At 28.3% G+C, this 23,592-nt stretch carries 23 protein-coding genes and 1 pseudogene; 1 reads left to right on the top strand and 23 read right to left on the bottom strand.

Features of this window, described 5'->3' with window-relative positions; translation table 11 throughout:
- Positions 1–52: 52 nt before the first annotated feature.
- The 6 genes from QZ321_RS05190 to QZ321_RS05215 all read right to left on the bottom strand — a co-directional run bounded on the left by QZ321_RS05190 (position 53) and on the right by QZ321_RS05215 (position 6,720).
- Complete coding sequence (locus QZ321_RS05190) at positions 53–718, bottom strand: M15 family metallopeptidase (protein ID WP_291746037.1); 666 nt, start codon at positions 716–718, stop codon at positions 53–55.
- A 159-nt stretch (positions 719–877) separates the two neighbouring features.
- On the bottom strand, positions 878–1,663 hold the full coding sequence (locus QZ321_RS05195) for a Nif3-like dinuclear metal center hexameric protein (protein ID WP_291746040.1): 786 nt from the start codon (positions 1,661–1,663) through the stop codon (positions 878–880).
- 9 nt (positions 1,664–1,672) lie between these two features.
- Positions 1,673–2,365 (bottom strand): class I SAM-dependent methyltransferase, encoded by a 693-nt coding sequence (locus tag QZ321_RS05200; RefSeq protein WP_291746045.1) that lies wholly within the window; start codon positions 2,363–2,365, stop codon positions 1,673–1,675.
- A gap of 177 nt (positions 2,366–2,542) precedes the next feature.
- Complete coding sequence (gene rpoD, locus QZ321_RS05205) at positions 2,543–3,649, bottom strand: RNA polymerase sigma factor RpoD (protein ID WP_291746048.1); 1,107 nt, start codon at positions 3,647–3,649, stop codon at positions 2,543–2,545.
- A 32-nt stretch (positions 3,650–3,681) separates the two neighbouring features.
- A complete protein-coding gene (gene dnaG, locus QZ321_RS05210; protein ID WP_291746050.1) occupies positions 3,682–5,466 on the bottom strand; it encodes a DNA primase in 1,785 nt (594 codons plus the stop codon).
- A gap of 225 nt (positions 5,467–5,691) precedes the next feature.
- Positions 5,692–6,720 carry a deoxyguanosinetriphosphate triphosphohydrolase gene (locus QZ321_RS05215; RefSeq protein WP_291746053.1) on the bottom strand — a complete coding sequence of 343 codons (1,029 nt, stop codon included), beginning with the start codon at positions 6,718–6,720 and terminating at the stop codon, positions 5,692–5,694.
- A gap of 161 nt (positions 6,721–6,881) precedes the next feature.
- On the opposite strand from QZ321_RS05215, the gene QZ321_RS05220 reads away from it, so the two are divergent.
- Positions 6,882–7,928: a CotS family spore coat protein gene (locus tag QZ321_RS05220; protein ID WP_291742673.1), complete on the top strand. Its 1,047-nt coding sequence runs from the start codon at positions 6,882–6,884 to the stop codon at positions 7,926–7,928.
- A gap of 78 nt (positions 7,929–8,006) precedes the next feature.
- On the opposite strand, the gene ppdK is transcribed toward QZ321_RS05220, so the two are convergent.
- From ppdK to prmA, 17 genes and pseudogenes are all read right to left on the bottom strand, one after another.
- Positions 8,007–10,637: a pyruvate, phosphate dikinase gene (ppdK, locus tag QZ321_RS05225; protein ID WP_291746054.1), complete on the bottom strand. Its 2,631-nt coding sequence runs from the start codon at positions 10,635–10,637 to the stop codon at positions 8,007–8,009.
- An 84-nt stretch (positions 10,638–10,721) separates the two neighbouring features.
- The gene (locus tag QZ321_RS05230; protein ID WP_291746057.1) at positions 10,722–11,360 is read right to left on the bottom strand and encodes a helix-turn-helix transcriptional regulator; all 639 of its coding nucleotides are present in this window, start codon (positions 11,358–11,360) and stop codon (positions 10,722–10,724) included.
- 187 nt (positions 11,361–11,547) lie between these two features.
- On the bottom strand, positions 11,548–12,144 hold the full coding sequence (locus QZ321_RS05235; RefSeq protein WP_291742678.1) for a DUF4342 domain-containing protein: 597 nt from the start codon (positions 12,142–12,144) through the stop codon (positions 11,548–11,550).
- An 8-nt stretch (positions 12,145–12,152) separates the two neighbouring features.
- A complete protein-coding gene (gene recO, locus QZ321_RS05240; protein ID WP_291742680.1) occupies positions 12,153–12,902 on the bottom strand; it encodes a DNA repair protein RecO in 750 nt (249 codons plus the stop codon).
- Positions 12,903–12,909: 7 nt separating this feature from the next.
- The gene (gene era, locus QZ321_RS05245) at positions 12,910–13,800 is read right to left on the bottom strand and encodes a GTPase Era (RefSeq protein WP_291746060.1); all 891 of its coding nucleotides are present in this window, start codon (positions 13,798–13,800) and stop codon (positions 12,910–12,912) included.
- 9 nt (positions 13,801–13,809) lie between these two features.
- Positions 13,810–14,211, bottom strand: coding sequence for a cytidine deaminase (locus QZ321_RS05250; RefSeq protein WP_291742685.1), 402 nt, complete (start codon positions 14,209–14,211; stop codon positions 13,810–13,812).
- A gap of 100 nt (positions 14,212–14,311) precedes the next feature.
- Positions 14,312–15,013, bottom strand: a complete 702-nt coding sequence (locus tag QZ321_RS05255) for a diacylglycerol kinase (protein ID WP_291742688.1) — start codon at positions 15,011–15,013, stop codon at positions 14,312–14,314.
- A gap of 27 nt (positions 15,014–15,040) precedes the next feature.
- Positions 15,041–15,541: an rRNA maturation RNase YbeY gene (gene ybeY, locus QZ321_RS05260; protein WP_291742690.1), complete on the bottom strand. Its 501-nt coding sequence runs from the start codon at positions 15,539–15,541 to the stop codon at positions 15,041–15,043.
- A 91-nt stretch (positions 15,542–15,632) separates the two neighbouring features.
- Positions 15,633–17,705 (bottom strand): HDIG domain-containing metalloprotein, encoded by a 2,073-nt coding sequence (locus QZ321_RS05265; protein WP_366141830.1) that lies wholly within the window; start codon positions 17,703–17,705, stop codon positions 15,633–15,635.
- Positions 17,706–17,727: 22 nt separating this feature from the next.
- A complete protein-coding gene (gene yqfD / locus QZ321_RS05270) occupies positions 17,728–18,867 on the bottom strand; it encodes a sporulation protein YqfD (protein WP_291746064.1) in 1,140 nt (379 codons plus the stop codon).
- 7 nt (positions 18,868–18,874) lie between these two features.
- Positions 18,875–19,153, bottom strand: coding sequence for a sporulation protein YqfC (gene yqfC / locus QZ321_RS05275; RefSeq protein ID WP_291744171.1), 279 nt, complete (start codon positions 19,151–19,153; stop codon positions 18,875–18,877).
- A 107-nt stretch (positions 19,154–19,260) separates the two neighbouring features.
- Positions 19,261–19,597 (bottom strand): annotated as a pseudogene (locus tag QZ321_RS05280) (GatB/YqeY domain-containing protein); the annotation flags it as partial.
- A 125-nt stretch (positions 19,598–19,722) separates the two neighbouring features.
- Positions 19,723–19,899, bottom strand: a complete 177-nt coding sequence (rpsU, locus tag QZ321_RS05285; RefSeq protein WP_003441547.1) for a 30S ribosomal protein S21 — start codon at positions 19,897–19,899, stop codon at positions 19,723–19,725.
- 123 nt (positions 19,900–20,022) lie between these two features.
- Positions 20,023–20,367 carry a histidine triad nucleotide-binding protein gene (locus QZ321_RS05290; RefSeq protein ID WP_291746067.1) on the bottom strand — a complete coding sequence of 115 codons (345 nt, stop codon included), beginning with the start codon at positions 20,365–20,367 and terminating at the stop codon, positions 20,023–20,025.
- Positions 20,368–20,456: 89 nt separating this feature from the next.
- On the bottom strand, positions 20,457–21,761 hold the full coding sequence (mtaB, locus tag QZ321_RS05295; RefSeq protein ID WP_291740874.1) for a tRNA (N(6)-L-threonylcarbamoyladenosine(37)-C(2))-methylthiotransferase MtaB: 1,305 nt from the start codon (positions 21,759–21,761) through the stop codon (positions 20,457–20,459).
- The gene (locus tag QZ321_RS05300) at positions 21,761–22,522 is read right to left on the bottom strand and encodes an RsmE family RNA methyltransferase (protein ID WP_291746070.1); all 762 of its coding nucleotides are present in this window, start codon (positions 22,520–22,522) and stop codon (positions 21,761–21,763) included. Before QZ321_RS05300 ends, mtaB begins: the two co-directional genes overlap by 1 nt.
- Before the next feature lie 21 nt (positions 22,523–22,543).
- Entirely contained in the window at positions 22,544–23,485 is a 942-nt protein-coding gene (gene prmA / locus QZ321_RS05305) for a 50S ribosomal protein L11 methyltransferase (RefSeq protein ID WP_291740877.1), read from the bottom strand.
- Between the last annotated feature and the right edge of the window lie 107 nt (positions 23,486–23,592).

Raw genomic sequence — 23,592 nt, forward strand, 5'->3', positions numbered from 1 at the left:
TTCCTCCGTAAATTTTCACTTTAATTTAAATTTCATTTTAAATTCTTCCATATTATTTACCTAAATATTCTTCTAATGTGATATTATTCTCATAAATATACCTTGAAACTTCTTCTCCAACATATCTTATATGCCATGGTTCATAAGCTACCCCTGTTATACTTTCTTTTCCCTCTGGGTACCTAATAATAAACCCATATTTGTAACAATTATTTTCTAGCCATTCTGCTTCATTTGTTCCCTTTACAAAATATCTATATTCATTTGTAAGATCAATAGCTAAACCTGTTTGATGCTCACTAAATCCTGCCTTAGCAACATATTTATCTGCCATTTGTTTACCGTCAGATAAAACTCTCATATTATAAAGTTCCTTTTGTGTATCATAAGATCTATATCCCGAATTACCTAACAATATTATCCCATCATTTTTTGCTGCCCTCACTAAATTTTCTAATGGTTCTTTAATAATTCCATCTACCAGTCTTTCTTCATCTGTAGATTCATCTGCAAAAATTATATTTGGCTTTTGTAAATTACTAGGTTTATAATCTTCTCCTAATTCATAATTTTTACTCACTATAACTCTTGAAAAATCACTATTAATATTTTTTATACTTACTGCTTCACTCTTGTTATAATTTTTTAAATACCATATTACAGCAATTAATATCATGCTAATTAATAAATTTCTTTTAAATCTACTCTTTCTTTTCATTTTTGCATCTCCTATAATAAAAACTTTAATTTTATTATAGGATTTATATTTTAAATACCATTTAAGAAAATCTTACAAAATCTTAAGTTTAAATAAATTATAATTTTAATAATAAAAAAAGTATAAGCATTACCGTTAAGTAATCCTTATACTTTATACTTAATAAAAAATAAATGGATCTTCTTCAACATTTGAAGTTATAAATTCAACATCTATAAATTTTTCTTTTAATTTTTTCATTACATTAAAGAAAATCAGTTGTTCTGATCCAAAATGTCCAACATCTAAAATATTTATTCCCATTTCTTTATAATCAGAAGCAAAATGATAAGTTGTATCTCCAGTAATTACAGTATCAACACCTAGTCTCACTGCCTTACCTATAAAATCTTGACCACTTCCATTTATTATTGCAATTTTAGAAACACTGTCATTTCCTTTAACAACCCTTAAATTATTAATTTTTAAATCATTTTTAACTTTTTTAATTAACTCTTCTAAATTAATTGTATTTTGTAACTCTACTATTCTTCCAAGTCCAGCACTTTCTTCTCTCTTATTTTTTTCCAATATCTTAGAGTTTTCAAATCCTAATATAGATACTATAGTGTGATTTAATCCCTCTTCTACTGAATCTAAATTAGTATGACTTGAATAAAGAGAAATATCATTTTTTATAAGTTCTATAATTTTCTTACCTTGTAATGTATCTGTAGTAATATTATTAGGTTTTCTAAATATAAGAGGATGATGCGTTATTATTAAATCAATATTTTTTTCTTTAGCTTCCTCAATAACCTTAAGTGTACAATCTAAAGCCAATAACACCCTTTTAACACACTTATCTCTGTCTCCAACCATTAAACCTACATTATCAAAGTCTTCCTTTAAATAAGGTGGAGCTATTTTTTCCATTACCTTAATTATATCATTTACCTTTTTCATAAATTCACCTTATATATAATTTAACATAGAAGTAATAATATTTATTTTTTCTTTTATTTCTTCTCTTCTTTTATTTGCAGCAACAGTAGCTTCTGTTATAAATCCTAATATTCTATTATATTCATCTAATTTAAATTGTAAATAATCCTTCATTAATGGATTTTTACTTTTTAATAATACAGGACTTATTTCATAATATATACTATCTAATTCAGTTACATTTCCTTCTGCACTTCTTACCTTAAATAATTCATAATATATACCTTCATCAAAACATAAATCTTCTTTTATAATCTCATAATTATGTGTATATAAATATTCCCTTAATACTTCTGGATTTTGAGCTGGAACTAAAATTAAATAATCTACTGATTTTATCTTGTCTATATCAGCTTCTAATATATCTCTTATTAAGTTTCCTCCCATACCAGCTATTACAACTTCATTTGCTTCATTTATATTAAGTGGTTCAAAGCCTCCACCTAATCTAAATTCAAGTTCATCTCCAAGTCCTTCTAAGATAGCATTTAATCTTGCTTTATCTAATGGGTCTTTATTAATATCACAGGCAATTGCCTTTGTACAAAGTTCTCTTTCTAATGCTATTAAAGGCACATAGCCATGATCAGTACCTATGTCTGCAAGGGTATTTACCTTTTCTAAATTTTCGATTATAAATTCAATTCTTTTACTAACATCCATTTTTAATACCTCTAATATTATAATTATTTAATCTTTGGTTATTATTTTAAAACAACAATATATAAATATTATTTTAAAGTATTTATATATCTATTTTTAAATTATGTTAAATCTCTAAAATTTATTTAATTAATAATATAATATGAAAATTAGCACCAACTTATGGTGCTAATTTTACTAATCTAAGTAATCTTTTAGTTTCTTACTTCTAGATGGGTGTCTAAGTTTTCTTAATGCCTTAGCTTCAATTTGTCTTATTCTCTCTCTTGTTACATTAAATTCTTTTCCAACTTCTTCAAGAGTTCTAGCTCTTCCATCATCTAAACCAAATCTTAATCTTAATACCTTTTCTTCTCTTGGAGTAAGAGTATCCAATACATTTATTAATTGTTCTTTTAACATTGTAAATGCAGCTGCTTCAGCTGGTGCAGGGGCATCATCATCTGGAATAAAATCTCCTAAATGAGAATCTTCCTCTTCACCTATAGGTGTTTCTAATGAAACAGGCTCTTGTGCTATTTTTTGAATTTCTCTAACCTTTTCCACTGGTAAATCCATAACCTTAGAAATTTCTTCTGGGAATGGATCTCTTCCTAGTTCTTGTAATAATTGTCTTTGAACTCTTATTAATTTATTAATTGTTTCTACCATGTGAACTGGTATTCTAATAGTTCTAGCCTGATCAGCTATGGCTCTTGTAATCGCTTGTCTTATCCACCATGTAGCATAAGTTGAAAATTTAAATCCTTTTCTAAAATCAAATTTTTCAACTGCTTTTATTAATCCAAGATTTCCTTCTTGAATTAAATCTAAGAATAACATTCCTCTACCAACATATCTTTTTGCTATACTTACAACAAGTCTAAGATTGGCTTCAGCAAGTTTCTTTTTAGCATATTGACTTCCTTCTTCAATCTTTTTAGCAAGTTCCATTTCTTCTTCTGAAGATAATAGAGGGACCTTTCCTATTTCTTTTAAGTACATTCTTACAGGGTCATCAATTGCAATTCCTTCTGGTACTGATAAATCTATTTCCTCTTCAACAATATCAATCTCATTAGCTGCACCTTGAACTTCTATACCCATTGATTCTAAAACTTCATATATTTTTTCAATTTGTTCTGGACTTAGTTCTATATTTTCAACCTCATCCAAAATTTCTTGATATGTTAATACCCCATTTTTCTTACCCTTATCAAGTAAGTTTTTAACAATATTCATTTTATTATTTCTATCTTGGCTATCCTTAGACTTATTCTTATTTACTTTAGTTTTTTCTTCCACTAGCTGACTACCTCCTTTCGTTATATGACCAACTACAATACTCTCTTAATTTCTTTCAACTTTTTAGTAAGACTTGAAAGTTCTATTGCAAGATTTATTGATTCTTCAATTTTACCTTGATTTTCAAGTATTTTTACTTCTTTTTTGAGTTGATTTATTCTTTGCTTTAATTTATAGGAATGTATTTCATTAATAAAATCATTAATTTGAAATTTAATGTCCTCTGCAAAGAATATATTCTCTTCTCTAATTTTTACTAATTCCCCAATAGATTTTGTATTATTTAGCTTAGATTCAATAAAGGAATCTATATTATTTATATTTTTCCCTTTAGCTAACATAATAATAGTGAAAATTTCTTTATGTTCTAGCAAAATAAAGTCGTTTTCTAATATTCTTTCCTCTATATACTGTAGATACTCTTTATTTTCTAACATAATTTTCAAAATTGCCCTTTCAGCCTTTAAAAATCCAGGTTCTACATATAATTTTGACCCATATTCTTCCTTATTATTCCTAAAATTATTTTCTCCACTAACTTTAATCTTACTTTTGAGAATATCATATAAAGTTTGTTCCTTTATACCAGTATTTTCTGATGCCTTTTTAATATAAACATCCTTTTCCACAGGATCTAAATCTGAAATTATATCCATAATTCTTTTTGCATATAATATTAAAGATTGGCTATTTTTAAAATCAATTCCCTCTTCAGCTTTTTTCATTCTATAATCAATTAAAGGTTCTGCCGAATTAATTAACTTTAAAAAAGCTTCTCTTCCATTACTACGCACATATTCATCTGGATCCTTTCCTTGTGGAATATTTAACACTCTAACATCAAATCCAGCAGTTCTTAATATCTCTAGCCCTCTTAAGGTTGCCATTTGTCCTGCCATATCTGCATCATAAGAAATTATAACCTTATCTGCATATCTTTTTAAAAGCCTAGCTTGATTAATAGTAAGTGCAGTTCCTAATGAAGCAACTACATTAGTAATGCCATATTGATGTAAAGATATTAAATCCATATATCCTTCAACAATTATAAAATACCTTTCATTTAAATTATGTTTTAAAGCAAAATTTAAGCCATATAAATTGGTTCCCTTTTGGAAAACTAAAGTTTCTGGAGAATTTAAATACTTAGGCTTTGAATCGTCAAGTACTCTTCCACCAAATCCAATTACTCTTCCTTGATAATCAAAAACAGGAAACATGACTCTATTTCTAAACCTATCATATTTTGTTCCCTTTTCCTTATTTACAGAAATAAGTCCAGCCTCTTCTAATAAAATATCATTAACACCTTTTCTCCTTAAATAAAACATCAGGCTATTCCAACTATCATTTGCAAATCCTAATCCAAACTTTTTAATTGTTTGCTCTTTAATTCCTCTATTTAAAAAATACTCTTTTGCACTTTGATTATTTATAAGATTAGAAAAGAAAAACTTTGCTGCTTCTACGTTTACTCTATACAACAAGTCTTTCTTTTTTGCTGTTTTACTTTTTTCTCCATTATTACTTTCCAAAGGAATATTTGCCCTATTGGCTAAATATTTTACTGCTTCAACAAAAGGTAAATTTTTTTCTTTCATCACAAATGAAATAACATTTCCAGCTTCTCCACATCCAAAACATTTATATATTTGTTTTTCTTGTGATACTGAAAAAGATGGTGTTTTTTCATTATGAAAAGGACATAGCCCTGTAAAGTTTCGCCCTGACTTTTTTAGTCTAACCCTTTCTGAAATTACATCCACAATATCATTTTGTGATTTTATTTTTTCTAAAATCTCTTCAGAAATCTGCAAGGAGACCCCTCCTTACTATAATAATATTTATCCACTCCATATAATTCGACATATTATTATAAATTCCTTCTTTCTTTTTTAATTAAATTTATTTAACATGTCATTATTATTAGATTTCTATTTTAATTCTACCCTAATATTACTTATTCTATTTTAAATATTAAATTCCTTTTTATTCTACAAAATTTATTGTTCCCAATTTTTTTGTATTATACATCTTTTTTACTAATAAATTACAAACTTTGGTATATATATTTTGTTAAAAATTGAAATACAATAATCATCTGTCATACCAGCAATATAATCTGCAACTCCTCTTTTTATTCCCTCTTCCTTTGCTATATTTTTATACAAGCTCGGTAATTCCTCATAATTTTTATAATAATAATCTATTACATTAGTTAAAATAAATTTTGCTTTATCCCGTTCCTCTTTTAAAACATTTCCTAAATATATATTAGAAAACATATATTTTCTTAGTTCTATCATAGCTTCCCTAACTTCATCACTTTGTTTTATATCATATATTCCATTTTTTAAATTTTTTTGCGTTTCATTTACCATATCCGTCACTAAAGTTTGGATTCTTTCAGAATGGCTATTTCCTAAAACATTAATAGCCTCTTTAGGTAAACAGTCTTCCCTTAAAAGACCTGCTCTAATCGAATCATCAATATCATGATTTAAATATGCTATTTTATCACTATACTTAACTGTCCTACCTTCTAATGTTTTTGAAGTATTTTCCTTGCCTCCAAGTCCACTATGATTTAATATTCCATCAATAACTTCCCTTGTTAAATTTAACCCCTCCCCATTTTTTTCTAACTTTTCAACAACTCTTACACTTTGCTCATTATGCCTAAAGCCATTATCTAAAAAGCTATTAAGCACCTCTTCTCCATTATGTGCAAATGCAACATGACCTAAATCATGTCCTAAAGCTATTGCTTCTATTAATGTTTCATTCAAGCCTATTCCAGCTCCGATAGTTCTTGCTATTTGCGATACTTCTAAGGTATGAGTGAGTCTAGTTCTATAATGATCTCTAAATGTTCGTATGTATACTTGAGTTTTATGTTTTAGTCTTCTAAAAGACTTACAATGAATTATTCTATCCCTATCTACCATAAAACAAGTTCTAATATTATCCTCTTCTTCAAATTTCAATCTACCATCACTTTTATTACTATGAATAGCTTCTTTAATTAATGTCAAGCCCTCATTTTTTTCTATTCTTTCCCTTATATTCACTTAACTCACCTCCTAATAACATATTCTATATTTTTCTCAAAAACTCTCTATTTTATATCATAATAATAAATTATTATATAGTAATTCATTTCTATGATATGTATATTTATAAATTTTTCATAATATTATTATAATAAGAAATTTATACAAGGAGTTTTGCAATGAGTAACGATAATAATGTTATAGATATTGATAATATAAAAAAATATATCTTACCTAAATTTTTTTTAAAAGATGCCTCTATTACTATGGTTAAATTTAAAGACACTGATAAGCAAAGAGCTGTTTTTAAAGTAACTTCTAAAAATAAAAATTACTGTTTAAAAAAAGTTTATTATGATGAAGGAAATTTACTCTTTGTTTACTCCGCAATGGAATGGCTATACAGGAACAATGTGATGGTTCCTAAACTATTGCCTTCTACAGATAATAATAGATTTATATATTATGAAGATATGCTTTTTATTTTAACTCCATGGGTAGAGGGTGAAAAATGTAATTTTGATAGCCTTAATGATATAAGACTTTCAATTAAAACTCTAGCTAAATTACATAAATGCTCTAAAAACTTTAAACCAATTCTAGGGAGTGCCAATAGAGTTGGATTAGAAGATTATTATTTATCTACAAGCAAACATTTTAATGATATTATTCAAACTGCCAACTTGGCTTTAACATACAAAGATAAATTTTCAAAACTTTATCTAAATAATTTAGATAATAATTTATCATTAGCAAAACTTTCGCTTGAAATATCTACTTCAATAGATACTTCTAATTTAAATGTATCATTATGCCATGGTGACTATGTAAATAAAAATATATTAATAAATAATAAAGATGTATGGATAATAGATTTTGATAAATGTAAAATAGATTATTGTGCCCACGACTTAGCTTATTTTTTAAGAAGGCTTTTAAAAAGAGAAACAACAAATTGGAATCCTGCTTTAACTGTAGATATAATTAATACTTATTTAAAAATTAATACTTTAAGCGATTCCGATTTGAAATATATTTTAGCTTATTTAGCTTTTCCTCAAAAGTTTTGGAAAATATCTAGGGATTATTATAAAAATGTAAATAAATGCAATAAAAATTCATTCATTACAATATTCACTAAAGGTTTAGATAGATCTAAAAATCAACTCGATTATATCAATACTATGATCGATATATTTAAAAGTTATTATAACGTTAAATTTTAAAGGAAATTATTTATATTATTCTTATAAAAGTTTATATATTTTAAATAAAAAAGGAACGCTTTCGCGCTCCCTTTTTTATTATCTTGGATTTTTTACTTGTGCTTGAGCAGCTGCAAGTCTTGCAACTGGTACTCTAAATGGTGAACAAGATACATAGTTTAATCCAACATTATGGCAGAATTCAACTGATGATGGATCACCACCATGTTCTCCACAAATACCTAATTTAATATTTGGTCTTGTAGCTCTACCTTTTTCTGCTGCAATTTTAACTAATTGTCCTACACCCTTTTGATCAAGCTTAGCAAATGGGTCTTGTTCATATATCTTTCTTTCATAATAATCAGATAAGAACTTAGCTGCATCATCTCTTGAGAATCCAAATGTCATTTGTGTTAAGTCATTTGTTCCAAATGAGAAGAACTCAGCTTCCTTTGCTATTTCGTCAGCTGTTATAGCAGCCCTAGGAATTTCAATCATTGTACCAACATGATACTCTAATTTAACTCCCTTTTCATTCATAACTGCTTCTGCTGTATTAACAACTATATCTTTAACAAATTTTAATTCCTTAATTTCACCAACTAATGGAATCATAATTTCAGGTACTATATCATATCCCTTAAAAGTTTTTACTTCTATAGCAGCTTCTATTACTGCTCTTGTTTGCATTTCTGCAATTTCTGGGTAAGAAACCGCTAATCTACATCCTCTATGACCCATCATTGGATTAAATTCATGTAAACTTTCAACTGTAGATTTTAACTCTTCAAAAGTTAATCCCATAGTATTTGCAAGTTCTGAGATTTCCTCGTCTGTATGAGGTAAGAACTCATGTAATGGTGGATCTAAGAATCTTATTGTAGCTGGCATTCCTTTAAGTGCCTCATACATTTCAACAAAGTCCTTCTTTTGCATTGGAAGTATCTTTTCAAGTGCTGCTCTTCTTTCTTCTTCATTCTTAGCTACAATCATTTCTCTTACAGCCATAATTCTATCTTCTTCAAAGAACATATGCTCTGTTCTACAAAGACCGATACCTTCTGCTCCAAATTCAATAGCTTGTTTAGTATCTCTTGGATTATCTGCGTTTGTTCTAACATTAAGTTTTCTTATTTCATCTGCCCATCCCATGAATGTTGCAAAATGACCAGAAATTTCAGGAGTAACCGTCTTAATAGCTTCTCCATATACGCTTCCTGTAGAACCATCTATTGAAATATAATCATTAGCTGTATAAACTTTACCATTGGCTTCTAAAGTTTTTTCTTCTTCATTAACCTTTAAGTCTCCACATCCTGCTACGCAACAAGTACCCATACCTCTTGCTACAACAGCTGCATGAGAAGTCATTCCCCCTCTTACAGTTAAGATACCTTCAGCTGCTATCATACCTTCAATATCTTCTGGAGAAGTTTCAAGTCTTACTAAAACAACCTTCTCACCTTTTTCAGCTCTTTCCTTTGCCTCTTCTGCTGTAAATGCAACTTTACCACAAGCAGCTCCTGGAGATGCAGGAAGTCCCTTTGCTATTGCAGTAGCCTTTTTCATTTCAGCTGCATCAAATGTTGGATGTAGTAAAGAATCTAATTGCTTAGGTTCAACTTTAAGAATTGCTTCTTCCTTTGTAAGCATTCCTTCTTCAACTAAATCAACTGCAATTTTTAAAGCAGCTTGTGCTGTTCTCTTACCATTTCTTGTTTGCAAGAAATATAATTTACCTTCTTCAATGGTAAATTCCATATCTTGCATATCTCTATAATGATTTTCAAGTGTATTAACTATATCTATAAATTGCTTATATATAGCTGGATTTTGCTCTTCTAATTTAGCTATTGGAAGTGGTGTTCTAATACCTGCAACAACGTCTTCGCCTTGTGCATTCATTAAATATTCACCATAGATTTCTTTTTCTCCTGTTGCAGCATTTCTTGAAAATGCAACACCTGTTCCAGAAGTAGTTCCTTTATTACCAAATACCATTTGTTGAACATTAACAGCTGTTCCCCAAGCTCCTGGAATATCATTTAATCTTCTATAAACTATAGCTCTTGGATTATCCCATGATCTAAATACAGCTGTAATAGCTTCTGTTAATTGTACTGTTGGGTCTTGAGGAAACTCTTCACCCTTTTCCTTTTTATATAATTCTTTATATTTTACAACTAATTCCTTTAAGTCATTTTCATCTAAATCAGTGTCATATTTAACACCTTTTGCTTCTTTAGCTTCATCTATTAAATTTTCAAATAATCTCTTTTCTATTCCCATAACAACATCAGAGAACATTTGAATAAATCTTCTATAAGAATCATAAGCAAATCGTGGATTTTTTGTTGCATTTGCAACTGCTTCTACTGCAACATCATTTAATCCAAGATTTAATATTGTATCCATCATACCTGGCATTGAAACCCTTGCTCCAGATCTTACAGAAACTAATAATGGATTTGTGTTACTTCCAAATTCTTTTCCTGTTATTCTTTCTAATTCTTTGATATTTGCATGGATTTCTTCTATAATTGAATCTGCTATTTGTTTTCCATCCTCATAATACTTATTACAAGCTTCAGTTGTAACTATAAATCCTTGAGGAACTGGAATCCCTATTCTAGTCATTTCTGCTAAATTTGCCCCTTTACCTCCAAGAAGGTTTCTCATTGAACCGTCGCCTTCACTGAAAAGGTAAACATACTTTTTATTCTCCATCTCAATACTCCTCCGTTCATACAATAAATATATACTAACAAGACTTATGTCTTGTAGTTACCATAGTCACTCTTTAAATTACCCTTAATTTGCTTCTCCAAGATTAACAAATAATTTGGTTATGTTAGTCTTAGAAATTTTTCCAACTATTTTTAAATTAATTTTTCCATTGTCTGATTCGCAGGACTTTTCTACTATTGGTATACTATCAATTTCATGCTCTATTATTTTTTTAGCTAATGAATAAGCACTATCCTCAGGATATCCATAAATTATATTAGGCATTCTCGTCATTATAACTCCTACAGGAACTTTATGTATATCTGTTCCTCCAATTGCTATCTTTAGAAAATCCTTTCTTGAGGCTGCCCCAACTAGATTCCCATTGTTTTCAACAAATAATGTTCCTACATCATGTAAAAATAAATGAACAATTGCATCATATACAGTAGTAGCATCATTAACGGTTATGGGCTTTGACATAATATCTCCAACCTTTATCTTAGATAAATTTTCTAATATTTCACCGTCAATTTTTTTTCCTAAATATACATAACCTACTTTAGGTCTAGCATCTAAAGTACCAGTCATTGTAAGTATTGCTAGATCTGCTCTTAAAGCAGCTCTTGTGACCCCTAGCTTTTCTGCTATTGATTCACTTGTAATTGGCTGCCCATCTTTAACTATCTTAATTATTTCCTCTTGTCTTTTTGTAAACTTCAATGCTATCCCTCATTTCGACTGTTTAAGGAATATTCAGACAATTAAGAATGTTTTATATTTACAGTATAATTATAACATTTTCTAACTTTTTGACTATGCCTAATTTTCTGAAAAATAACCCATTTTAGCTGAATATTCCTATTCTCCCTAATTATTCTAGACTATATCATTGTTTTTCTCTTATTTCCTAATTTTTTCCATCTTCATCATTGAAATTTACAGTATAAGTAAATGTATTTTTTTCATTATTCTCTTTTTCTGTAGACTTAATTGGCATTTTTATACCACTTAAATTTGTATCTTGAACTTTTTCCTTAACCTTATCTGCAAAATCAGTTGCTTTATCTTTTGCTTCATTAACTGCAGCTGATATATATTTATTTACAACTTCTACTGTACCATCAGCCTTAGTTATTTCAATTGTAACTTGCGTTACTACAGCAGCCACTACAACAAATGCTAATATAGGTGGAATTATAACTGCTATAACACCTGCAGCTATTCCAGCATTAACTGGAACATCAACTAACTTCTTACCATCTTTAGTAATTTTAATTCTAGTTATATTTCCTTTGTTTATTAAATCTTTTAACCAAGCTTTAAACTCATCTATGCTTTCAGACTTATTACTTTCAGTGGAATTATCATACTTTGACTTTTCTTCTATTAGTATAATAGCATTTAAAACATCTCCATTAGATATTTCTAAAGCATTTTTTGCTTCTGAGTAACTTGCCCCAGTTCTTTCCCTTACTTGATCAACTTTTTCCAATGTAATATCCATATATCTCACTACTCCTTTATATAATTTAGCATTTCTAAGCTTTTTGGCTTTCTTGAATAATTTGAATTTATTATAAATGTTGTAACATTTTCTATTTGCTTTTTTATATCCTTATTTAAATTTAATCGGTAAATTTTATCCATAGGTGTATTGTTTAAAAATCTTAAAGCATTGTATCCAGCTCTAGATATATAAATTCCATGCTCTTTCTTACATTCCATACATATGCCTCCAAAATGGGATAATGAAATATAATCACTAGTTTTTATTGCTTTTTTACAAATACTACACTTATCAAATTGCAATCCATATCCTGTTGCCCTTAAAAGTCTTAGCTCAAATCCCCTTATTAAAAGTTCATAGTCCATAGCATCAGTGCTTAATAAATATAAACAAGTGATAAATTCTCTAAATAAATCTTTATTTACCTCCCCTTCCTCAATACATATATCTATTAATTCACATATATAAGAGGAATAAGTAAGTTTATCTAAATTATCTAATAACCCTTGAAAAGAATTTATAATTTTTCCTTCTTGAAGATTATATAAGCTTCTCCCTTTAAAAAATATATAATCTCCAAAGCATAGGGGTAGAGTTAAACTTAAGTTTCTACTTTTGCTTTTCTTTGAACCCCTAGCTATAAATGTTATTTTTCCTAATTCTTCAGAATATGCCCATATAAGCTTATCATTTTCTTTATAGTCTATAGCTTTTATTATTACAGCTTTGGTTTTCTCAATAGACAGAATACTCAACTCCTATCTACTTTGTCTTTTTGTATCCTAACTCCTTAAGTAAAAGTCCATTGTCTCTCCATTCTTTTCTAACTTTTACCCAAATTTTTAAATTAACTTTAGCTTTTAAAAATCTTTCTATTTCATATCTTGCAGTTTCTCCAATTTTCTTTAATGATGCTCCATTTTTTCCAATGATTATTCCCTTATGAGAATCTTTTTCACATATTAAATCTACTTCTATATGATATGTTCCATTTTCCTTTTGTTTCATTTGAATAATATCAATAGCTATTCCATGTGGAATTTCATCTCTTAAATTCTTTAGTGTTTTTTCTCTAACTATCTCGGCAACAATGAACCTTTCATTAACATCTGTGATCATATCTTCTGGATAATATTGTGGACCTTCTGGCATTTTTTCTACCATTAATTTTACAAGAGTATCTACATTTTTACCCTTTAATGCTGATATTGGAATTATTTCTGCAAAATCATATTCTTTTGAATACATATCAAGTGTTTTTGCTACTTTTTCATGACTATTTTCATCAACTTTATTAACAACTAAAAATACTGGTGCTTTTTGTTGTTTTAATGCTTCTATTATAAATTTATCTCCTCTTCCAATTTCATCACAAGGATTAATAATAAATACCACTAAATCTACTTCTTTTATAGAACTAGTTGCAGCATTAACCATGTAGTCTCCTAATTTAGTCTTTGGTTTATGTATTCCTGGAGTATCAACAAACACTAATTGATAGTTATCTCCAGTTAAAATTGTTTGTATGTTATTTCTTGTAGTTTGAGGTTTATTTGAAACTATGGATAATTTTTCTCCCATTATTTGATTAGTTAATGTTGATTTACCTACATTAGGTCTTCCTACTATTGTTACAAATCCTGATTTATACATATTAGCCTCCTAGCCTTTTAAGTCTTTTTTTGAAAAAACACCTGGTAATATTTCTTCAAAAGTTTTTATTATATAGTCATTTTCATTTTTTATTATTATTACTGGAATTTTTTCATCGATTACAAACTCTGCAATTACCTGTCTACATATTCCACATGGATAAGTATATGCATTTGTATCACCAACTACAGCGACAGCTTTTATCTCTCTATTGCCTTCATGAACACCTTTAAAAATAGCTGTTCTCTCTGCACAATTAGTTGCTCCAAAAGATGCATTTTCTATGTTAGATCCTGTATATATTTTTCCATCTTCAAATAATATTGCTGCTCCAACCTTAAAATTAGAATATGGACAATACGCTTTCTCTCTTGCTTCTAAAGCACTATGTATTAATTCTTTATATTTCATTCTTAATTCCTCCATTTAAATAGTATATCATATATAATAAAAATTCCAATTACTGATTTAATTACGATTATAAGTTTAAATATATTTACTATATTTAAATTTATAATTTAAATATAGTAAATATTAATAATGTTAATAATATACCTAATATACCACCAACTATAACTTCAAAAACAGTATGAACCTCCGAATCTACCCTACTTTGTGCTGTAATGAAAGCCATTAAATAAGATAGTATTATACAAACTGGCTTTTCTGTTATTAATGCTATTGCTGTAGAAATTGAAAATGCTAATGCACTATGTCCACTAGGCATTCCACCTTTTAAAGGTGTTCCTTCACCAAAAATAGCTTTTATTATAACAACAGCTAAAACAACTATCCCTAGTGCTATAAATATCATGTATGGCTCTGAATGTTTAATCTTATAAACTACCTCAAAAGAAAAGTTAGAAAGTTTATCCCAAAATACAATATAGCCTACTAATAATGCATTTACAGCTGTTACAAATACTGCACCTGCGGCTGTATTTTTAGCTACCTTTGCTAATGGATGATAATAATTTGTATTTAAATCTACTGCAGCTTCAACTGCCGTATTAACTAACTCTGCACTAATAACCATTGTAATTGTTATCGCTAAAGCTAAAAATTCTGCCTTTGATATATTAAAGAAAAAACAAGCAATTAAAACACCAATTGATGATATAATATGAATTTTCATATTTCTTTGAGTTCTTACTGCATCTACTACACCATTAATTGCATGATTAAAACTTTCTAATAATTTTTTCATCTCCATAAATTACTCACCTTACCCTACCCAAACTTACCTAGTTATATTTAAACTTCCTAAAATTTCTTCTTCTCTTTTTCTCATTATTTTCTTTTCTTCATCTTCCATATGGTCATATCCTAATAAATGAAGAATTGAATGTACTACTAAATAACACACTTCTCTATTAAATGAATGATTATATTCTAAACTTTGCTCTTTTGCTCTCTCTAAAGATAAAACCATATCTCCTAAAACTAACTCATCCCCATCTAAATATATTTCATTAAATTTAGTATTTTTATAAACATCTTTAAAAACCTTATCTTTAGGGTAATCTAACATTGGAAACGATAATACATCAGTAGCTTTGTCAATTCCTCTTGTTTCTTTATTTATACTTCTTATTTCTTCATTATCTACAAATAAAAGTGATATTTGATAAGGAACATTCATTTCTTCAGCCCTTAAAGATTTCTCGCATACTTCATTTATAAGATTTATTAAATCTTCATTTACTTCTATTTTATTTTGTCTATTGTCTGTATATAACATAATTTTTCCTTTCATATTCATAATTTAGATTATGTATAATATTTTCATTTTCTTAAATTTATATAAAAAAGGAGGTTAAACCCCTCCTTTTTTATTCTTTCCCTTTTTCTTCTGGATACTCTATTCTATGATGATAAATACCCTTTAAAACTTTTAAGAAGCAAGTTTTTATAGTTTCTAAATCCTTAAATGTTAAATCACATTCAGTCAACTGATCTGAATTTAGCTTATCTTTAACTATATTATTTACCATATTTTCAATCTTATCAAAAGTAGGTTCTTGAATTGATCTTACAGCAGCTTCAACACTATCTGCCATCATAATTATTGCAGCTTCTTTAGTTTGAGGTTTAGGACCTGGATAAGTAAAATCTTCTTCTTTTATACTATCTGGATCATCACTATTATTCTTTAATGTATAATAGAAATATTTAACTAATGTTGTACCATGATGTTGTATCATCATATCACTTATTACACTTGGAATATCGTATTCTTTTGCTAATTCTAACCCATCCTTAACATGGGATATAATTATAGATGCACTTAACCCTGGTGAAATTTTATTATGTGGATTCGCTCTTCCAATTTGATTTTCTCCAAAGAAAAATGGTCTTTTTATCTTACCTACATCATGATAATAAGCACCTACTCTAACTAAAATTGGATTAGCTCCTATCTCTTCTGCTGCTACTTCTGCTAAGTTTGCAACCATAATACTATGATGATATGTTCCGGGCGCTTCCATTAGTAATCTTTTTAAAAGTGGACTATTTGCATTTGAAAGTTCTAAAAGCTTCATATTTGTAACTAAATTAAAACTAGATTCTATAAATGGTAATAATCCTATAGCTAGTATTCCTGAAATAAAAGACCCAAGTGCAACTAACATCATATCAAATAATATTTTCTTTATATTATTTGATAAAAGAATCCCACTTGATAGCACAACAACTGAAACTGAAATTGCAACATAAAAAGTTGAATATAATATATCATTTCTTTGACTAACCTTTCTTAATGAAGTTGATGCTACAATAGTTCCAACTATTCCAACTAAAATAATTTGAGGATCAAAACCAGTTATAATTGCAATAAACATTAAATTTAATAAGTTTATTATAACTGAAACTTTATAATCTAAAAATACAGTAAGAAGCATTGGTGAACATGCTATTGGAATTAAAAATAATGATACAAATGTAAAGATTCTAGTAGTTACTAAAGATAATAAATTTAATAGTAATATTAAAAACACAAGCTTAGTATTCTTAAGAACCTTAGGCCTTTCTTTTTTTAGATATACATATTGTAATATTAATATGAATAATACATAAAATGCTATTATTATATAAGTATATATATAATCTTTACTTATTCCTTCTCCTAATAATCCTAACTCTGTAAGGATAGATATTTGCCTTTGTGTTATTGGCTCTCCTTCTTTTACTATAGTTTGGTTTTTCTTTATCATTACCTTTGAAACACTTTTTAAAGCTTCTTTAACAGCTTCATCTGTTTTTGCTTGATCAAAAAAGTAATTTGGATGTACTTGACTATCACATATTTCTTTTAAAATATTTTCTAGATCATCATTTAAATTTTGACTTTTTAAATAATTATCAATTATTATTTTAGCTTCATCTATTTCTTCGTTGCTTCCATCTTCTATTTGATTCTCATAAGCCCTATCAATAGCTACTAACGCTACCCATTGTAATTCTGTAGCTTTATCCACTGTTAAATCTAATAATATTTTATATTGATTATCTGAAAGCTTAAAGGCTTCTATCTTTTTTAATTCATTAATTTTATCTTTTTCTTGTATTTCACTACTCTTTAAATTTATTAACTTATCAAAAAATGATTTTATATTTTGACTTGCTTCAATTTTTACTTCGCTTTTAAGAGTAAACTTCTTCTCTACTTTTTCTTTTACCTCTTGTTCTCTTACAGTTGTAGCTTCTTCATCAATAATATCTCTAGGTGCCTTTATATCAACACTAGCAATATCACCTTCGTTAAAGTTATATCTCTTTGGTGTTACAACTGTCATAATTATAAAATAAACTAAAATTGCTGTAACAGTAAATAAAAATATCCTCTTCCATTTATCCTTGTTAATATTTTTATTCATAATATTTTTATCCTTCACTTTGTTCACCTTCTCATCCTACCCTACTTGTCTAATAGCTCACAGTATTTTCACTTGCTATATTTTGCTCTACAACAAATACAACATTGACTAATAAATTTTCATCATCTTTCTTCTTTTTCTCTACTACCTTATCTACTATTTTAGCATCTCTTCGTAATTCGTTTAATAATGACTTTTCTAACTTCCCTACTGCATTTTCTATAGCCTCTTCTTCAGATAAGCTTATATCTTTTTCTATTCTTTCATAATATAACACCTTATTAAATAATTTACCACTCACTTCTATTTTATCATAATGTTTAAAGTCTTTTATAGCCTTTTTTAGATAAATTTTTTTCCCAAAAATACTTATAAATATATCACTATCTTTTTTCCCACTTCTTTCAAGATTACTTCCACTAACCTTTACATTCATTGCTTTTTCATAAAATGTATTTGCCATAGCCATTCCCCTTGGTGGCAAAATATATTCTCCACCTTCACCTCCATCTATACCTTCTATTACAACATCTCCACTCTTAACCAATTGTCCACTTTTAACTTTTGCCCTACCCGCAAAAGTATAAATTCTCTTAATCTCTCCATCCATGGTAGCAACTAAATTTCCATATTCATAACTTTTTTGTTGTGGTGGATTTATTTTTTCCTCGACTACAACCTTTAAAGTAGAACCTTCAATTCTCACTCTAAGCCATAATATTTCAGAACTAATATTTTCTAACTTTTTTTCTATTTCCTTTACATCAATAGACTTTTTAGCAATCCCTGGGCTTATACCTATACTATTTAATTGCTTTCTTATTTCAAATGGCGGTATATTTTGTTTAACATCTACTTCTATAGCCCATATGTAAGTAGATAAATAGTATATTATAGCTAAAAATATAAATCCACCAATAACTAAAGATAACTTCTTTTTTATATTTCCTAAAAAGAATACAAATCCTTCGCTTTTTATAATATTTATTCTGCCACCTAAATTTTCTACGTATTCTCTTACCTCATCATAACTCAAATAATCAATTTCTAATATTAACGTAGCAAAATCTTTTCTCTTAACTTTATAAACTTTAATATTCTTTCTCCAAAATAAATTCAATATCCTTTCAGCATTTAATATCTTTATCTCAACTAATATCTTTCCCTTTTTTATCTTATCAAAAGCCATTTTCTATTCACCTCACATACTCAATTGAATCAAAATAGCCCTTAATAGTTATAGTTGATGCGGCTATATATAATATTTCAAAATCATGCCCCTTTATTTCTATCGGCGACATGTTTGTATTTATTTTTATTTTTTCTCTTTCAAATAACATTATGCCTTTATGATTTTCTATAGTAACTTCATTTCTTCCTATAACAATAATCTTGGGTACATTTAATAATACATCTTTAGGGAGATCAAGCTTTTCAACTAAAACTTCTTTACCTCTATTAATTTTACTTTCCATAAGTTTCTCTCCTTTAAATAATACTCTCTCAATGTACTTTATGATTTTATGTTAAAGAAAATCACAAAAATAAAAAAAAGAACTCAATATAAATTGAGTTCTTTTAACTATTTATTATTTAAATACTCTTTAAAAATCTGACTAACAAGTTTTTATCTGCTTTATCTATAACCTTTGGTCTAACTGCTGACATAAGCTTACCCATGTCTTTCATGTTATTGATACCATCTTCTGTAGCTGTTTCTTTTACAATTTGTAAAATTATTCTTCACTTAAATTGCTGAGGAAGGTAACCTAGCAAGATTTTATTTTCAAATTTACTTTGATAAATTAAATCCTAACTATTTCCCTTTTCAAATTCAAGTATCGTATCATACGCTACTTGACTTCTTTTGCTAATATTTCTATAACCTTATCGTCCTCAAGCGTAACACCATCGGTTTTTCACTAGCAATACAACAGACTTAATAAACTTAAAAAATTAAATGAAAATTAATTTTCATTTATTATTCTTTTAGTCTTTCTTTTATTAATGGCATACTTAAATACCTAGTTTGAAAAATTTAAAACTACTTGAATTTTCTCTTTCTTGCAGCTTCTGATTTTTTCTTTCTCTTAACACTTGGTTTTTCATAGTGTTCTCTCTTTCTAACTTCTGAAAGAACCCCAGCTCTTGCGCATTTTCTCTTAAATCTTCTTAATGCACTTTCTAGTGTTTCGTTTTCTCCAACTTTGATTTCTGACATCTATTATCCCTCCCTCCGCTAGCTCAAATTAGTATCTTTAACTCAGCTACGGGCTTAATAACACATATTGTATTATACAATAATGGTCACAAAAATGTCAATATTATTTATACTATTTTTCTATTAACCTGGTGGCCATTTTAATCCTCTAGAACCTAATATATGAAAATGTATATGATTTACTGTTTGCCCACCATCAGCTCCGCAGTTGTTAACAATTCTGTAACCTGAATCAGCAATACCTAGTTCTCTTACTATTTTATTTATTACCATGAATATATGTGAAACTATTCCACAATTTTCTTCTGTTAGTTCATTAGCACTACTAATATGCTCCTTTGGTATTACTAAAAAATGAACTGGCGCTTCTGGACTTATATCATAAAATGCAAGAACTTTATCATCTTCATATATTTTATTAGATGGAATTTCTCCAGCTATTATTTTGCAAAAAATACACTCTCCCATAAACTCACCTCCTTTAACTAAAATTTTAAATTTAGTTAGCTTAAATTACACCTCCAATATTTAGAGAAGGTGTTTATTTTTCAAAACTTTTAAACCATACTTGCTACTACATGATCACAAGTAGCTTCTTCTATCTTAACATCTACTATTTTACCCGTAATATCAGCTGACATACAATTTACTATTACCTTTATGTAATTTCTTGTATATCCTTCATAAAAATCTGGCTTATCCTTAATTTCCTTTTCTATTAAAACATCCATTACTCTTCCAATAAACTTTTTATTAAAATCATACTCATTTTTATCACTTAGCTCTATCAATGCTTTACTTCTTATGTCTTTTATGTTTCCATCTACTTGATTTGGCATATCTGCAGCTTTTGTTCCCTTTCTTGGACTATATTTAAACACATGAGTTTTAGTTAAATGAATTTTCTTTAGATATTCATAAGTTTCATTAAACTCCTCTTCTGTTTCTCCCGGGAATCCAACAATTACATCCGTTGAAATTGATACATCAAGTAATGTTTTTCTCAACATATTGACAGATTCTTCATACTCTTTTGCTGTGTATCTTCTATTCATTCTCTTTAATGTTGCATCACAACCACTTTGAAGTGATAAATGAAAATGAGGACAAAGTTTTTTAAAGCCTTTAATCTTTTCAATAACCTCTTCCGTAAAGAATGCTGGTTCAATAGATCCTATTCTAATTCTTTCTATTCCCTCTATCTTTTCTATTTCTTCTATTATATTTATTAAGTTTATATTACCTTCTAAATCTAATCCATAGGAAGCTGTATGTATTCCTGAAAGTATAACTTCCTTAAATCCATGGGCTGCTAATTCTTTAACCTCTTCTAAAACTTTATTTGGATCTTTTGAGCAAACTGATCCTCTTGCATATGGTATTGTGCAATATGTACAAAATCTATTACATCCATCTTGAATCTTTAAAAAAGCTCTAGTTTTATCTTGATAATCCTCTATTTTTAAATCTTCAAATTTCTTATTTTGTAGTACTGGTTGAACATGTACTTGTGGCTGTCCTTCATCTTTAGCCTTATTAACATAATAAACTACATCACCTTTATTTCTTGTACCTAAAACCACATCAACTCCTGGTATTTCTGAAACCTCCTTAGGTGCCATTTGAGAATAACATCCAACTGCTGCAATTATAGCATCAGGATTAGTTCTTCTTGCTCTGCTTATTATTTGTCTTGATTTTTTATCTCCCATATTAGTAACTGTACAAGTATTTATTACATATACATCAGAAAACTCATTAAAATCTACAACCTCGTATCCTTCTCTAATAAATTTCTCTGCCATAGCTTCTGACTCATACACATTAACTCTACACCCTAATGTAGCAAATGCAACCTTCATTAATCATTTCCTCCTAAATCGCTAAGCTCATATTGTATTAAAGACGCTGCAACAAAGCCTGCTGTTTCAGTCCTTAATATTCTTTTTCCAAGAGTAACTATACGAGCTCCTTTATCTTTAAGTCTTTCAACTTCACTTTCTTCAATCCCACCTTCAGGACCAACAAATATTCCTACATTTTTTATATCATCTACCATATTTTCTATTCTTAACTCATTCATCAAAGTTTTTATTCCAAAATTATTTGCATTTTCATATGGAACTATTAGTAAATCTAAAGATTTTATTTTATCTAAAACTTCTTCAAATTCAATTGGCTCTAAGACACTTGGAATTATACTTCTCTTACTTTGCTTTGCTGCTTCTAAAGCTATTTTCTTTAATCTATCTATCTTTTTAAATTCACCTTTTAATTTTACATCTACTCTATGAGTTATAACTGGAATAAATTCAGTAATTCCAAGCTCTGTTCCTTTTTGAACTATTAAATCCATCTTTTGAGATTTTGGAAGTCCCTGAAATAAATATATCTTAATATCACTTTCATTATTCACTTCTAATTTTTCTAATATTTCTACTAAAACTTCTTGCTTTGAGACAGACATAACTTTCCCTAAATATTCAACGCCTTCACAATTATTTAATGTTACCTTTTCACCCTCAGAAATTCTAAGAACCTTATATATATGCTTAACATCATCACCAATTATTTTAGCTACATCTCCATTAATTAATTCTTTTGGAGTAAAAAATTTATGCATTATCTTATTCTCTCCTAAAAATTATTTTAATTTTGCAACTATACAGTTCCATTCACCATCTCTATTTTTTTCTATTACTTCAAAACCAGTAGCTTCAAGCTTTTCACAAACCATATCAACTCTATCATGAATTATTCCTGATGTTATAAAAATTCCACCATCTTTTAAAACTCTTTTAACATCATCTGTTAATATGCAGATTATTTCTGCTAAAATGTTTGCTACAACTATGTCAGCTTTTCCATCAATAACTTCAACAAGATTTCCATGAAGTATTTCAATATTACTTAAATTATTATAACCTACATTTTCTATCGAAGACTCTACTGCAACTGGATCTAAATCTACTCCAACAGCTAATTTAGCTCCAAGTTTTGCTGCTGCTATAGCTAATATACCTGATCCACATCCAACATCAAATACTGTACTTTCCTCTTTTACATATCTTTCTAATGCTTGAATACACATTCTTGTAGTTTCATGTGTTCCAGTTCCAAAAGCCATACCTGGATCTAAATCCACAACTAATTCATTTTCTTTTGCTTCATATTCTTCCCATATAGGCTTTACAACTATTTTTTCTCCAACCTTTGATGGTTTATAGTATTGTTTCCATGTGTTAGCCCAGTCTTCTTCATGCATTTTTTCATGCTCAACTTTAGCTTCTCCTAAATCAAGTCCCATTTCTTTTAATTCTTCTAATCTTTCATTAACATATGCTAATACATCTTGAATATTATCCTCTTCTGCAAAATATGCTTTTACAACAGCAACTTTTCCTTTATGCTCTAAAACATTTATATCAGCAAAATCCCATGTTAACGGTCCTTGTTCTCTTCCTAAAATATCTTCTGGGTCTTCTATTGCAACCCCCTTACAATCTAAGCTATAGAAAATACCTGATATTGGTTCTAAAGCTTCACTTTTAGTTATTACTCTAACTTCTATCCATGTTCCATCCATTAATGAATCATCCTTTCACTTCTTTTCTGTTTAACTAATACTATATTTTACACATATGTTTATATAAAGTCTAGAATAATTTATACACAAAAGGGATAACTATATTC

Origin of the sequence: uncultured Clostridium sp., assembly GCF_910588715.1 — a bacterium.
Taxonomy (GTDB): domain Bacteria; phylum Bacillota; class Clostridia; order Clostridiales; family Clostridiaceae; genus Clostridium.